Consider the following 16,276-nt stretch of genomic DNA (forward strand, 5'->3'; position numbering starts at 1 on the left):
AAAAACAGCTAATGTCATTTTAAGGATATTAGCTGTTTTTTTACGTAGCAATGTATTATTGAAAATAAACTGACTAAGCAATAATGAGGCGCTTTCTCTTTAAGAAGTAGTGACAAATCAATAAGGTTTAAAGTGTATAAAAACAGAAAATTAATAATATATTGACCTCTTGATAGAAAGTCTATAAAATGAAAGCGATAACAAACGATTGCTTTAAAATGATTTCCCTGATCTTTTAGTATTTACAAATATATGAAGGCATAAACAAATCTATTTTTTTAAGCGTTAATGCAAACGCTTTCGTATTAAAAGGTCATTGAAATACATACGTGAAAATAGCCAATATGGAGGTGAAGTTAAAGAGATTTCTAGATAAATTTAAGCAGTTTTATTCAGTGAAAGCATAATAAATCGTTAGTAATATTTGAAGAAAGGGTGTATGTGGTGCAAATTACAAAAAGATTAATTAACAAAACAGTTTTATTACTTACTTTAATCATTATGTTATCATCTGTTTTCTCTTTTCAGAGTGTGAAGGCAGTTTCAAATTCGAAAACAACTGAAATTATCATTCATTACAAAGAAAAGCTTGGAAATACAAAAGACTGGAATCTTTGGTTATGGGGAGAAAATGCAAATGGTACATCTTATGAATTTACTGGTGAAGATGAATTTGGAAAATACGCTAAGATAAAAATAGACGGTGACTATAATCGTGTAGGATTTATAGTTCGAACAAATGAATGGGAAAAAGATGGTGGGGATCGTTGGATTGAAAATATAAAGGACGGTCGTGCTGAAGTATGGATTCTTTCGGGTGATGAAAAAGTATATAACTCTAAGCCTTCATCGGATCTCTCAATTCAAAAAGCAACTATTGATAGTTTCAATGAAATTACTGTAACGACTAATGTCCCGTTTCATATTAAGGAAAAGAAAATTGAAATTGAAGGCATTAAAATTAAAAATATTACTCCTTATGATACAAACAGTGGAGATATTACTAATAAGGTTAAAATAATTACGGAACAGAAAATTGATTTAAAACAAACATACAAAGTTAAAATTGAAAACTTAGCTGATACGAATACTGAAATTGGTAAAGTCATTCGTAGCGAAGAATTTGATAATTTATTTTATTATGGTGGCAACGATTTAGGAAATACATATACTCCGCAACATACAAAGTTCCGTTTATGGGCTCCTACTGCAAGCGAAGCGAAGTTAGTTACATATAAAAACTGGAACGATAAAATAGGTGCTGAAATAAACATGCAACAAGGTGAAAAGGGAACTTGGACAGCAGAACTAAAGGGGAACCAAAAAGGGCTCTTTTATACGTATAAGGTCAAAATTGGTGATAAGTGGACTGAAGCGGTTGATCCATATGTGCGTGCTGCTTCTGTAAATGGGGATAAAGGTGCAGTCGTTAATTTAGAAGAAACAAATCCGAAAAAATGGAAAGCAAACAAAAAGCCAAAATTTAAAAATCCGGAAGATGCTATTATTTATGAGTTACATGTACGCGATCTTTCCATCCAACCTGAAAGTGGTATTAAACAGAAAGGGAAGTATTTAGGTGTAACAGAAAAAGGAACAAAAGGGCCAGAAGGTGTAAAAACAGGACTTGATCATATAAAGGATCTAGGTGTTACTCACGTTCAGTTTTTACCGATATTTGATTATGCTTCTGTAAATGAAGAGACTTTAAATGAACCGCAATATAACTGGGGATATGATCCTAAAAATTTCAACGTTCCAGAAGGCTCCTATTCTACAAATCCTTATGAGCCGACTGTGCGAATAACTGAATTGAAGCAAATGGTTCAAACACTACATGATAATAATCTTCGAGTAGTGATGGATGTAGTATATAACCATATGTATAATGCTGCTGAATCTAATTTTCATAAGTTAGTTCCAGGTTATTATTATCGTTACAATGAAGATGGAACATTTGCAAATGGAACTGGAGTAGGAAATGATACTGCTTCAGAAAGAAAAATGATGAGGAAATTTATGATAGATTCCGTCACATATTGGGCAAAAGAATACAATTTAGATGGATTCCGTTTTGATTTAATGGGTATTCATGATTATGAAACGATGAATAAAATACGTAAAGCTGTTAATCAAATTGACCCTTCTATTATACTACACGGAGAAGGATGGGATTTAAATACACCTCTTGCAGCTGAGTTGAAAGCAAATCAAAAAAATGCAGAGAAAATGAAAGGGATTGCTCATTTTAACGATAATATACGTGATGGGTTGAAAGGTAGTGTATTTGAGGAAAAGGAAAATGGTTTTGTAAATGGAAAGCAAAACATGGAAGATCGTATTAAAAAAGGCATTACAGCAGGTATTGACTATGATACAAATTCGTCTACCTATCAAGATCCTGAACAGGTATTAACTTATGTGGAAGCACATGACAATCATACATTATGGGATAAACTTGAGTTAACTAATCCAGGTGACAGTGAAGAAATGCGAAAACAAATGCACAAATTGTCTTCTTCAATTTTATTAACATCACAAGGAGTTCCATTTTTACATGCAGGGCAAGAGTTTATGCGGACGAAATACGGTGATCATAATAGTTACAAATCTCCAGATTCAATTAACCAGATGGATTGGCTGCGCCGTGCAACGTTTAATAATGAAGTAGATTATATGAAGGGTTTAATAGAATTACGCAAAAAGTACTCAGCTTTTCGAATGACATCTGCAGAGCAAATAAAAACACACGTATCATTTATTGATGCTCCGAAAAATACTGTAGCTTATACAATAGAGGGGAATAAAAATGAATACTTTACAGTGGCTCACAATGCAAATAGAGAAGCTGTTGAAATAACACTTCCATCGAAAGGGCCTTGGAAAGTACTAGTAGACAGCAAGCAGGCGGGAAGTAAACCACTTTATGTTGTCCATGACAATAAAATTAAAGTTCCTGCATTAAGTTCATTTGTCTTAAAAACAGAGAAACCGATTAAATAAAAGCGAAGAATGTGGAAATAAATACTGCATTGAGCAAATTTAACAAGGATTGCAAATAAAAAAAGCGAAGTGAAGATTATTCTCACTTCGTTTTTAAAGTTAATGTAATATAATTTCACATACTGTAATTATATTACAATTTAATAAAAGAAATAAGCAATAGATTGTTTCTTTTGTGACAGTAGGAGGAGAAGATATCTTTGAGTTTATTTATAAAATTACCTGAAATACATTCGTAATTCATATAATGTTTATTATATATTCGAACATATAACGAACTAGATGTTCGAGTTGTATTAATTCCTACAAATCGTTTAAAAATAACAAAGGCGTAAAAAGTATATGGAATTAAAATAGAGAAAAGACACCATTCAAGGTGTCTTTTCTCTATTTTGAATATGAAATGTAAGTAACTCGATTGTATGTAATAGCATGTGATATTTTCACACTAACTGATTAAGAAAAATTTAAAACTCTTTTCTTAATCTATTTGTAATAAATTACATCATAAAATTTTATCGATATAATAAATAAAACTTTCTCAACATTATTTGATTTAATAACTATATTCAACCGCTCTCCAATCCATTACAATAATTTCACATTGGAAATACATGAATATTCTCAATGTTATAAATGGTTTATACCTTATAGGATTACTATGGGAAAGGATGTGAAATATCCAAAAAGAAATCATTTTTTATGATGAAATAAAAAATTTTAATGAAGAAAAAGTTATTTCATTATTTTCAAGTTTCGTTAAAGTGCATGTATTTATAATCAATATGAGACAAGGAGCAGAATCCGAAAAAATTTTTGTAAATTAGAAAATTGCATTTCAAAAATAAGTTAAACGTTTATGGAGGGTTATATGAGCGAGAAAATTTATTACTGGTCTCCGATTAAGCATTGGGAGAAGTTGCATAATGAAGTTTTGATAGGGGAAATGAGATTTACAGGTATTCTGTCTGAGTGGTTTCCAGATTTTTATTTTATGGCTCAAAAAGGTGTGAAAATTAGTGAACTAGTAGAGCGCTTTTCGTTAGGAAATGTAGAAGAGACACAAAAAAACATAGAGCTCATGATAAAAAATCGTGTGTTAGTAAGTAACATATTACACCCAAGAGAAGTATTTTCTTCACAAGAAAAGATTTTTTCAAATCCATATAGCAACCAGATTCGCTTTTCTAAAGAAAAGTTAGATAAATATATGAGTGAACAATTAAATCGCACGCACGTTGCTGCACGGTCGACCGAAATTCAACTTGAAACAACAAATGAGCTACCTACTATAATCAAGGAACGTAGATCTTGTCGTCAATTTGATATGGAAAAACATATTAATTTTTCGGAATTTTCCCGATTCTTATCAACTCTAAAACAGGTTAGGGAAGAAAAAATATACTATCATTACGCAAGTGCAGGCGGGCTCTATCCCATTGATATCTTTGTTTATGTAAAACCAAAACGTATAGAGGGTATGAAAGCTGGATTTTATTATTATAACCCATCAAAAAATAGTCTTGTGATTGTAAACAACATTGATCAAGTAATCAAAAGTGATCATGAGTTAATTAATCAGGATTTATTTACTCAATCTGCCTTCTCAGTTTATTTGGTTTATAATGCGAACGCTTCCATCCCGAAATACGGTTCAGATGGATATTTATTTGCTTGTATTGAGTCAGGCATTATCACTGCTACCTTAAATATGGTTGCTGAGACATTAAATTTAGGGGTTTGTTCAGTTGGTCATATGAAATTTGAAGATATTCAGCAATTTTTATGTTTGGATAATCATCAAGTGTTTCTCCATGGGCTTGAAGTTGGCTTAAAAATTAATGAGTAGAAGAAATGAATATTAGGGGGATAAAGATAAAAATGCACATTAAAGATCGAAGTTCGATTCATGAAAATAAAGAAGTAGAAGCGTTTTGGAAGGAGCAATTATCTTCCGAGATTCTCGATTTTTCTGTATTTAAATTTAATAGCGATTACCAACTAAATAAAGAAACACCTTGTGAGTACGTTCAAGTCATAGTGAATGTAGAATTTAGTAAAAGTATACAAAAAATAAGTAAGTCTCAAGATTTATTATTATTTAGCTGGTTTCAAGCCGCTTTAAGGGTTTGTTTGGCACATTATACAGATCAAGAAAGAATTACTATTGGTATTCCTATAATTGAAAAGAATCTTGAACAAAGTGAGAATCTTAATAAGTTGATTCCTTTAGGAAGTGAAATCCAGCCGCATCACACCTTTAAACAATTAGTAAATGAGATTGAACAAACGACTTTATTCGGGTATGAAAATCAGGAGTATCCGCTCTCTGAATTATTAGTTAAACACAATTTAACTCCTTTTCAAATTGTAATCGGGATGGAAGGATTACATAATGAAAATTCGCTAGAAGAATACGCAGAGAATAATTTAGCCCTATGGATACGAAGAAAATGGAATGAAATACATAATGAATTTGAATTTCAAATTTCTTGCAAGTCCCGTTCATTCTCTTCTTTGCAACAGTTTGCCAATTCGTATTGTTATGTTTTAAAGCAAGTTTCACAAAATCCGAATTTGGCATTGAAAGATATTTGTATTATTGCAGAAGAAGAAAAAGAGTTGTTAGAAGGATTGAATACTTTTCAAACGGGTATAGACTTGTTTCAATCATTTCAAGATTTGTTTGAAGCGCAAGTATTAAAAACTCCAGATCAAATTGCTGTTGTTTGTAATGAACAATCTTTGACATATAGAGAATTGAATAAGAAAGCGAATCAATTGGCTTCTATTCTTCAAAGTAAAGGTGTTTCAAAAGAAAGTATTATTGGCGTTATGGTAGATCGGTCATTAGAAATGATTATTGGTATGATGGGGATTTTTAAAGCAGGAGCAGCGTATTTACCAATCGACCCTAACTACCCAACTGAACGAATTGAATATATGTTACAAGATAGTCAAGCAAAATATTTACTTAGTAAGCGAACAGAGGAAGTATTGCCGCAATTTGCGGGTGAAGTACTGTATCTTGATAAAGAATATCTTTTCCAAGGTGAAGAAAGTAATTTAGTACGAGAACATAATCCTAATGATTTGGCTTATGTTATTTACACATCAGGATCGACAGGAAATCCAAAAGGGGTAATGATCGAACAAAAATCGCTAGTTCATTTTTTAAATGTAATGAGAGAAAAAGTAAAGGCTAATCAATCATTCTTGTTTCTTGCTAGTGTATCTTTTGATATTTCCTTGTTAGAAATATGTCTTCCTTTAACGCAAGGTTCAAAAGTAGTAATTGCTACAGAGGACCAGTTTGCAACAAAAGAATTGGCTCATTTGGTCAAAAAACATAAGGTGGATTTATGGGAATCAACGCCATCGCGAATGGAAGTGATTTTGAGTGATCCAGAAGGGGCGATTTTTCTAAAAGATTTAAAATCTATTTTATTAGCAGGAGAATCATTTTCCATTGATTTGGTTGAAAAAATTCGTTGTATCAGTGAAGCAACAATTTTAAATATTTATGGTCCCACAGAAACAACCATTTGCGCAACAGTAAAAGACTTGAGCACTTCCAAAGAAGTTACGATTGGCAAACCTAACCCGAATTATCATTCCTATATATTGAATAAGTATGGCCAATTAAAACCATTTGGAATTCCCGGTGAACTCTGCATTGCTGGCGTAGCGGTAGCACGAGGGTATCTTGGTAAAAATAAACTGACAGATGAAAAGTTTGTACCGAGTCCTTTTGTGGCAGGGGAAATGATGTATCATACAGGTGATCTCGTTCGTTGGTTGCCTAATGGAGAACTTGAATATTTAGGTCGAATGGATCATCAAGTGAAAATTCGGGGGTATCGGATTGAATTAAGAGAAATCGAAACTCAATTAAGGGAATATCCAGAAATAAACCAGGCTATCGTTGTTGATCAAGTGTATGGAAATAGGAAATTATTAGCTGCCTACTATGTATCGGATAACAAGGTGTCTTTTGGTGAAATCAGAAAATATTTAAGTGATAAATTACCTGAGTTTATGATTCCTGAAAAAATGATTCAGGTAGAAGAGATTCCATTGAATCCAAATGGAAAAGTGGATAGAAAAAGATTGTTGGATATAACACAAACGGATTATGTATCAATTCCATACGTTGCTCCGCGCAATGAAATTGAACAAAAATTAGTGCGTGCGTGGGAAAAAGTTATGGAGATTGAGGGAATCGGTATTCATGATAATTTTTTTGCATTAAAAGGAGAATCTATTAAAGCACTTCAGGTAATTAATTTATTAAGAAAAGACTGCTTAAAAATAAGTACAACAGATTTTTTTAAGCACCCTACAATCGCTCAACTGAGTTCTTGTGTAAAGTTAGAGCATAAAGAAGAAAACTTTGAAAGTAAACCAACTCATGTTAAAGATTTGTCTAATCCATTTTCCTTAACAGAAGTTCAGACGGCGTATATGTTAGGAAGGAATTCACAGTTTGAATTAAGTGGTATTTCACCTCAAACATATTTTGAATATGAAACAGCATTGGATATCAATCGTCTTTCAAAAAGTTTTCACAAGGTGATCCATCGTCATCCAATGTTGCGAGCTGTAATTTTACCAGAGGGAAAACAGCAAATATTACAAAGCGTTCCTGATTACGAGATTGAAATAGTGAGTCTCATAGATTTAGATGATAGGAATCAAAATGCTCGCTTACAAGAAGAGCGTTCTCGAATGACTAACCATGTATTCCCTTTGGGGCAATGGCCTTTGTTTGAATTGAAAGCTTTTCTTTTAAAAGAAGACACATATTTATTATGTTTTCGATACGATGCTTTATTAATGGACGGAGCAAGCATGAACATTGTTGGACAGGATTTGTTGCATTATTATTATAAACCAAATCAAAAATTAGAATCTTTATCTTTTGATTTTCAAGATTATATGTTTATCTATGATGAAATGGAACAAAGCGAAGAATATAAAACAGCAAAAGATTATTGGACAAGTAAGCTTCCTGACTTTCCGTTTGCACCTTCTTTGCTGTTAAAAAAGGATCCAGCAGAGATTGCTACTCCTAAATTCCAATCACTTACAAAAATCCTGGATAATAAAAAATGGACAAAGCTACGAAAGTTAGCACAAGAGAAAGAGGTAACTCCTTCCGCTCTACTTTGTACAATATATGGTGATGTGTTGGCATATTGGAGTAATCAACGTCGATTAGCAATTAACTTGACTGTATTTAACCGTTATCCTGTTCATGATGAAGTAGAACAGATTGTTGGAGATTTCACATCGCTTATTTTATTGGATGTTGATGTAAAACCAGAGCAAACTTTCTTTACTAGAGTAAAAGAAACGCAAGCTACTTTATTAGATGGCCTTGAACATCGTCATTACGATGGAGTTAACTTTATTCGAGATTTTACTCGATATCATCAAATGACGCCAAAAGCAGTTATGCCAATCGTTTTCACCTCGATGTTAGCAGGTGCAGGTGCTTTCTCTTGGGAACAACTTGGTTCTCTTCGCTATATTCATGCTCGGACTCCACAAGTGTATTTGGATAATGTAGTAATTGAAAAAAATGGAGAGTTACTAATTAGCTGGAACTATGTTGAAGAGTTGTTTGATGTTGATGTAATAGAAGCAATGTTTTCCCAATTTGTTGACTTATTGGAACAATTGGTGAAACAAAGCGATATAACATCTTTGCAGATGAAAGAATCGGATCAAACTTTAATTAAGCAATACAATGAAACAACAGAAGAAATACCTTCAACTACTCTGTATCAATTATTTACAGACCAAGTAAAACGTACACCGGATGAAGTAGCAGTGGTATTTGAACAAGAATGGTTAACATACTCGGAACTTCATAAACGTTCTAATCAAATTGCCCACTTCTTAAAAGAGCAAGGTATTGGTCTAGGTGACAAAGTGGGTCTTTTAGCAAAAAGGCGAGTTGACACAATTGTTAATATGTTAGGTATTTTAAAATCAGGTGCCGCTTATGTTCCGATTGATCCCGATCATCCTTTAGATCGCCAAACATATATTTTAAAAAATAGCTCATGCAAGCTTTTATTAGAACCTAGTCTTTATGAAGAAAATCATTTGTCATTTTATACAACAGAAGATATGCCCGCTATTGCTGGTCCAGAAGATATTGCCTATATTATATACACTTCAGGAAGTACAGGAAAACCAAAAGGAGTAATTATTACTCACCAAGCGGTTACAAATACTATTCAAGACATAAATCAAAAATATGAGGTGAATGAAGATGATCGTATTATTGGTATCTCTTCCATGTGTTTTGACCTATCTGTATACGATATTTTCGGAGCTTTAAGCACAGGTGCAATGTTAGTAATGATTCGTGATCCGAGAGACATGCAAGAATTAATCCGCACTGTCGAACGTAGAGGGATTACAATTTGGAATACAGTGCCTGCAATCATGGATTTGGCATTGGATCAAGTAGGTTCTCATTTTGAATATCCTTCTTTACGTTTAGTTTTACATAGTGGAGATTGGATTCCGCTTTCTTTACCAGAAAAAATAAAAAGACATTTTCCGATTGCAGAAGTAGTTTCACTAGGAGGGGCAACAGAAGCATCGATTTGGTCAATTTATTATCCGGTCAAACAGGTGGAATCACATTGGAATAGTATTCCATACGGGATGCCCTTGGCAAACCAAACGTATTATGTGTTGAACTATGAAAAGAAAATGTGCCCTGTTGGTGTAATTGGAGATTTATATATCGGGGGAGTGGGCCTTGCTAAAGGATATTTAAATGATGAAAAGAAAACAAATGAAGCGTTTGTTTCACATCCTGATTTTGGTCTTATATATAAAACAGGAGATTGTGGAAAAATGCATTCTGAGGGATATATTGAATTTTTAGGCCGCCAAGATTACCAAGTGAAAATTCAGGGATATCGAGTAGAGTTAGAAGAAATCTCTCATTGTCTTCTAACTTATAAACAAGTCGAACATGCTGTCGTAATTGATCAAACAGATGAGAACGGGATAAAATTTTTAGTTGCATATGTGGTAACTGAGCAAAATATTAGTACAACAGAACTACGAAAGCATTTGCGAGATCACTTGCCAGATTATATGATTCCTTCTTATTTTGTTTATTTGGACCAATTACCCCTGACTCCAAACGGGAAATTAGATAGAAAAGCGCTCCCTACTCCGGAGAAACAAAAAAATGAAGTATTTATTGCCCCAAAAACTGAAATGGAAAAAATATTAACTAGTATTTGGCAAGAAGTACTCAAAATAGATCAAGTTGGAGTAAATGATCATTTCTTCGCCTTAGGTGGAGATTCGATAAAAGCAATTCAAGTGTCCGTTAGACTGTATCGACAAGGATTCGAGCTTGAACCAAAAAATCTATTTTCATTTCCTATATTAAGAGATATGGTTCAATTTGTTAAAAAGCTAGACCAGTTTTCAAGTTCACAAACAAATGATGTAAATATAATGAACGATAATAAAGCTACATTACTAAATGTTAAAGATAAACAACTTAATCAACATACACTTACCAAAATACAAGAAAAAATGCCGGATATAAAAATAGAACGTATTTACCCGCTAGCACCTTTCCAGGAAGTTATTTATGAGCATGCTACGAATGAACCTGATACAAATGCATATTTTGAACAAACAATTTGGGCACTTGAGGGGGAGCTGGATATTAAACTCTTTATTCAGTGTTTCCAACAATTAGTTGATCGTCATGATTCTTTAAGAACAATAATTGTGCAAGATGAACAAGCAAAACCTTGGCAAGCTGTTCTATATGATGTTCAAATAAATTCAGAAATAAAAAACTTGATTGAGATGACGAAACAAGAACAGCAAGAATTCCTAGATCAGTGGATGAATGAAAATTTAAGTCAAGGATTTAAAAATGGTGAACTTATGACCCGTCTCTGTATATTCCAACTAGGTAATAACGAGTATAAGGTAATTTGGAGTTCCCATCATCTATTATGTGATGGTTGGAGCGTCAGCATTTTGATAGACGAATTATTCCAGCTCTACGAAACTACAAATGCGGGAACTACGGCGGAGTTACCTATGGTAAAACCTTTTGAAACATTTATAGATTGGACTTTGGCACAAGATCATGAGAAAGCACGTCATTTTTGGCGAGATTATTTATCAGGATACAATCAGAAAATTAGTATTCCTAAAAAGAAAGTCCCATCTAAAAGTGAAGGGTTAAACTTCACTTTTATGGATTTAACATTAGACAAGGATTTGACTGATCAGTTACAGACATTTGTAACTAAAAATAATATAACTATGAATACGGCATTACTAGCTGTATGGGGAATATTGCTTGGCAAATTTAACGGAACGAGAGAAGTAGTATTGCCTAATCTAGTATCAGTCAGACCTCCCGAAGTAGAAGGAATTGAAAATATGTTCGGTCTGTTCACAAATGTTTTGCCTATCCGATTAGCATGGACAGAAACGCAATCTTTTGTGGACTTCCTGCAAAAGGTACAACTAGAGACATTGAAATGTAATGAGTATGCATACTATTCATTTGTTGATATACAAAAGCAAAGTGAATTAAAAACTGAGTTGACTGACCATCTTTGGGTTTTTGAAAACTATCCAACTAATCCAGCAATCTTTTCTTCAAATGAAAACAGACATTTTGCTATCACGGATTACGAAGTTGTTGATGAGCCACATGTAAAGTATGGAATTATGTGCTTCCCTGAAGAAAGACTTACAATAAAGTTTGGATATGATCAAACGGTATATGAAGCAGAGAAAATACAGGAAATATTAAATCACATCCATGGGTTAATCAACACGATTCTTCAAAATCCAATACAAACAATTTGTGATTACAAATTATAAAAAATGAAAAGGCGAGCAAGAACTCGCCTTTTTAAATAGAATAGGAGTAAATCAAATGACAAAAAAATTACAGTTATCAGCCGAAGAAATGCGTCAGTTAGGATATCAAGCGGTTGACTTGATTGTTGATCATATGAATCATTTAAAAAGTAAACCAGTTTCAGAAACGATTGATAGTAATATTTTTAGAGACAAGCTAATTGAAACGATTCCGGAAAACGGATCTAATTCAAAAGAATTACTTCATTTTCTTAATAACAATGTGTTTAATCAAATTACTCATGTGGATCATCCTCATTTTATGGCTTTTGTGCCAGGTCCTAATAATTATGTTGGTGTATTAGCAGATTTTTTAGCAAGTGGGTTTAATGTATTTCCTACAGCTTGGATAGTAGGTGCAGGTGCCGAACAAATTGAATTAACGACAATTAACTGGTTAAAATCAATGCTAGGATTCCCTGATTCAGCTGAAGGACTATTTGTCAGTGGTGGTTCCATGGCTAATTTGACTGCACTTACTGTAGCGAGACAGGTCAAGCTGAATAATGACATAGAAAATGCGATTGTTTATTTTTCTAACCAAACTCATTTTTCTGTAGATCGAGCACTTAAAGTATTAGGTTTTAAACAGCATCAAATTTGCCGAATTGAGACAGATGAAGACTTAAAAATTTCAGTTAGTACTTTAAGAAAACAAATAAAAGAAGATCGATTAAAAGGGAAAAAACCATTCTGTGTTATTGCTAATGCAGGGACAACGAATTGCGGAGCGGTGGACTCCCTCGATGAATTGGCTGATGTATGTGGTGATGAAGATATATGGCTACACGTGGATGGGGCTTATGGGGCTGCAGCAATTCTCAGTGAAAAAGGAAGGGAGTTATTAAGTGGAATTCATCGTGCCGATTCTTTAACGTTAGACCCGCATAAATGGCTTTTTCAGCCTTATGATGTTGGTTGTGTACTTATTCGAAATAGCCAATATTTAAGTGAAACATTCCGTATGATCCCAGAGTATATTAAGGATACAGAAACTAATATAGAAGAAAAAGTGAATTTTGGGGAGCGTGGAATTGAACTTTCTCGTAGATTTAGAGCATTAAAGGTATGGCTTTCTTTTAAAGCATTCGGAGTTACAGCTTTTCGTGAGGCAATTGATCATGGCATTATGCTAGCTGAACAAGTTGAAGAGTTTTTAAGGAAAGAAAAAGATTGGGAAGTAGTAACACCTGCCCAATTAGGAATTGTTACTTTTCGTTATATTCCATGTGAGCTAACATCTACAGATACAATTCATGAAATAAACAAAAAATTGGTGGAAGAAATTAATCAAAGAGGATTTGCTATGCTAAGTACGACTAAATTAAAAGAAAAAGTAGTAATTCGACTTTGCTCTATTAACCCAAGAACAACAAAAGAAGAAATACTTCAAATCATGATGAACATAAAAGCATTAGCAGAGGAAATAAACACATCGCCTAAACATCTTATATCTGTTTCTCAACCTTGATATATTAGGCGGATTTTACATATTAATAGCCGATTCTTATTTAGAATCGGCTATTATATTTAAATGATAAATACATATATACTATTTATAAGTGTTTCTCTTGTAATGGGATTAAGCCTCAACCTTGGATACTCGTTTGAAACCAGTCTTTATTGCTTGTACTATTTCGTTCACAGCATAAATAGATACATCGGCATTTGGATTTAACCCTTCAAACCAGTGATAGGCATTTGGATATAAATGAAACTCCACATCAACACCAGCTTGTGCTAGTTTGCTTACATAGGTTAATGTTTCGCTGCGGAATGGATCTAATTGACCAACAAATGTGTAAGTATACGGTAAGTCACTATAATCCTCAGCTCGAGAAGGTGCTGCATAGGCAGGGATTTGATCCGTTCCATACATTTCTCCTAAATACATTTTCCAGCCAGCTTCATTTGCCTTTTGGTTCCAAACAAATCCCTCTTTAATTTCATTCGCTGAAGGTGTATCATTTCTGTCATCAATCATTGGATATAGTGGCATTTGTAAACAAATTGAAGGATATTTTCGATCTCGTGCTAATAATGATAATGCTGCTGTTAGTCCACCGCCAGCGCTTACTCCTGCAACCCCAATTCGATTCGAATCAATGTTTAATGACTTTGCATTATCAGCAATCCATTTTAAAGCTGAATAACAATCCTCAATTGGTGCTGGGTAAGGGTGTTCAGGTGCTAAGCGGTAGTCTACAGACACAATCACACAGCTAGCTTCTTTTGCAAACCTCATACAAGTATCATCGTTATCATCTATAGACCCTAAGATATAACCTCCACCATGTATCCATAATAAGACAGGTAAAGATTCATGATTTGATTTTGGACGATAAATTCGTAATGGTAACGGATTATCATCAGGCCCAACAATGACTTTATCTGTTAAAGAAAGAGAGTCATCAACAACGGTAGGTGGTCTCATTTGAGCTATTCCTTCTCTAATTGATTGCAAACTTTCTGGGCGTAAATCGAGATCCGGAAACATCTCTAACCCTTGTAATAACTCTGGATTTACTCTAGTTTTCATTTTAGCACCTCTATTTGTAATTGTTTTCAAATAAATGAAGTGTATTCTAAGTAGTTTAATTGTGAAAGAACACCACAATTAAATTGTAAATTGGATATGTTATAACGGTCAACAGAATATTCGGAAATTAAAACCTTTCTCAAGAAGGAGTTTCATGCAATCAATAATACAAGTAGTGGATTTAAGAGCAAAGTGGTTTAATGTCGTTGTAATTATGTACATTAGAAAAATTTATTTTTGAGTCTAGAAAAGGATTAGATTCTTTTCTAGACTCATGAAGAATTATGAAAAGCAAAATTTTATAGATAGTTATCTTAAAAATAAACAAAGAGAGAAGAACTAGCCAATGTTCTTCTCTCTTTTTCATATGTAATTAGGGTATCCATAACTGTAAATACGGATGGTATAGATTTATGGATGAATAATTTATTTTTAAATTAATAACGTAATACATAAAGATTTTTGTATGTAATATTGCATATACAGGGACCACTGGTGAAAATGCTGAGCAATGTTTTTCCATATGGTAAATTAGTTCCTTATTTATTTTATTTCATTTTCAATCGTGTAAGGCTTGGGGCTAAGGTTTACAAAGGTGACTAGTAAAAAATATAACAATATAAGTATAAGATTTTGTACTTAGTAATCTCGCGATTTAAGGCATGGCATTGGATAAGTGCGGGGCGTTCAATCGATTTTGAATAAAATTGATAGTATCAGTTGCAATTTTTTTACGTTTAAGAACGATCCCGGCATGCCCGCATGTATAAATATATCGTGTAGGTTTTTCCCAAGCTTCCCACAAGTAGTCTGTATCCTCAGAATGCACATATAGATCGTGCTTACCTGAAATTAATAAAATATTTTCTTTTTGTACTTTTGGCAATGCTTGACTCGGTTCAGTGATTTTCCAATAATCTATTAAATCATCATACGTAACACCATGATGTTCCAAGTCTTCTCTAATAAATTTACCTGGAGTTGTATTCCAAATAGAATAAGAAAGTCGATTTGCATAGAAAATGGATGCTAACACATCAATTTCTTCTTCAACAAGAGAGGTTAAGTTAGTAATAAATCCGCCTAAACTAATTCCTATTAGAATCAGGAGCCCCTTTTTATTTGCTTTAATCCATTTAATCAAAGCTCGTAAATCAGCTACCGCTTGTCTAGTTGCTTGTAATGTTCGTTCAATATTTGCACTTACCATATACTCTCCACTGAATAAGGATTGATCGGGTTTTCTTTCAAAATGATAGGGTAGAGTGAAATAATACATATTCCACTTCAGGCTGGTCATATGATCGTGGAATATTTTTTTCACACGTTCGTTAGAATCCATTCTCCAACCGTGAACAAAGATAACATGAGGTGCATTTTCATTTTTATGTAAGAATAATTCCCCAGTTACAGAGTCGTTGCGTGAATCACCGGATTGAACCGAACTTTTATAGTTGAATTGCCCAACCATGTATTCATTTTCCTGCTTTGAATGCTTAATGTCAAAATGAAAATGTGATGGTTTTACTTTATAAAAAGATTCTATGTTCTTTATATTTAATGAAGTGTTAGAAAGGGAAGTAAACTGAAATGCTACACTTCTTTTTTTGTGTAAATCATATAAGGCGTACCGATCAATGAGTTTTGAAAAAATCAAATTAACCTCCTCCAAAATACATATTGTTTAAAACATAGACAAAATTTATGTTTTAAATTAATTAGGAAATATTCTCTTTTCCTAATAGTAGGTGCTTGAATTATAAAAATAGGTGATAAATTTGTATATTATATTATATT

6 protein-coding genes are annotated in these 16,276 nt (G+C 33.2%); 4 read left to right on the forward strand and 2 right to left on the reverse strand.

Features of this window, described 5'->3' with window-relative positions; genetic code table 11:
- Positions 1-444 precede the first annotated feature (444 nt).
- The 4 genes from pulA (at position 445) to AU379_RS10310 (ending at position 13,411) form a co-directional block, all read left to right on the forward strand.
- Positions 445-3,003 (forward strand): type I pullulanase, encoded by a 2,559-nt coding sequence (gene pulA / locus AU379_RS10295; protein ID WP_061139201.1) that lies wholly within the window; start codon positions 445-447, stop codon positions 3,001-3,003.
- 871 nt (positions 3,004-3,874) lie between these two features.
- Positions 3,875-4,852 (forward strand): SagB/ThcOx family dehydrogenase, encoded by a 978-nt coding sequence (locus AU379_RS10300; protein WP_030025811.1) that lies wholly within the window; start codon positions 3,875-3,877, stop codon positions 4,850-4,852.
- A gap of 32 nt (positions 4,853-4,884) precedes the next feature.
- Positions 4,885-11,901 (forward strand): non-ribosomal peptide synthetase, encoded by a 7,017-nt coding sequence (locus AU379_RS10305; RefSeq protein WP_061139202.1) that lies wholly within the window; start codon positions 4,885-4,887, stop codon positions 11,899-11,901.
- Positions 11,902-11,956: 55 nt separating this feature from the next.
- Positions 11,957-13,411 (forward strand): aminotransferase class I/II-fold pyridoxal phosphate-dependent enzyme, encoded by a 1,455-nt coding sequence (locus AU379_RS10310; RefSeq protein WP_061139203.1) that lies wholly within the window; start codon positions 11,957-11,959, stop codon positions 13,409-13,411.
- A gap of 111 nt (positions 13,412-13,522) precedes the next feature.
- Here the strand turns inward: AU379_RS10310 and AU379_RS10315 are convergent, their stop codons facing one another.
- Positions 13,523-14,479 carry an alpha/beta hydrolase gene (locus tag AU379_RS10315; protein ID WP_061139204.1) on the reverse strand — a complete coding sequence of 319 codons (957 nt, stop codon included), beginning with the start codon at positions 14,477-14,479 and terminating at the stop codon, positions 13,523-13,525.
- A gap of 655 nt (positions 14,480-15,134) precedes the next feature.
- Positions 15,135-16,136, reverse strand: a complete 1,002-nt coding sequence (locus tag AU379_RS10320) for a hypothetical protein (protein WP_061139205.1) — start codon at positions 16,134-16,136, stop codon at positions 15,135-15,137.
- Positions 16,137-16,276 lie beyond the last annotated feature (140 nt).

It is taken from the genome of Bacillus sp. JH7, assembly GCF_001563515.1.
Taxonomy (GTDB): domain Bacteria; phylum Bacillota; class Bacilli; order Bacillales; family Bacillaceae_G; genus Bacillus_A; species Bacillus_A cereus.

Bases quoted from the DNA above. Each gene is read 5' to 3' on its own strand.
- AU379_RS10300 (WP_030025811.1), top strand. From the start codon at position 3,875: ATGAGCGAGAAAATTTATTACTGGTCTCCGATTAAGCATTGGGAGAAG.
- AU379_RS10305 (WP_061139202.1), top strand. From the start codon at position 4,885: ATGCACATTAAAGATCGAAGTTCGATTCATGAAAATAAAGAAGTAGAA.
- AU379_RS10310 (WP_061139203.1), top strand. From the start codon at position 11,957: ATGACAAAAAAATTACAGTTATCAGCCGAAGAAATGCGTCAGTTAGGA.
- AU379_RS10315 (WP_061139204.1), bottom strand. From the start codon at position 14,479: ATGAAAACTAGAGTAAATCCAGAGTTATTACAAGGGTTAGAGATGTTT.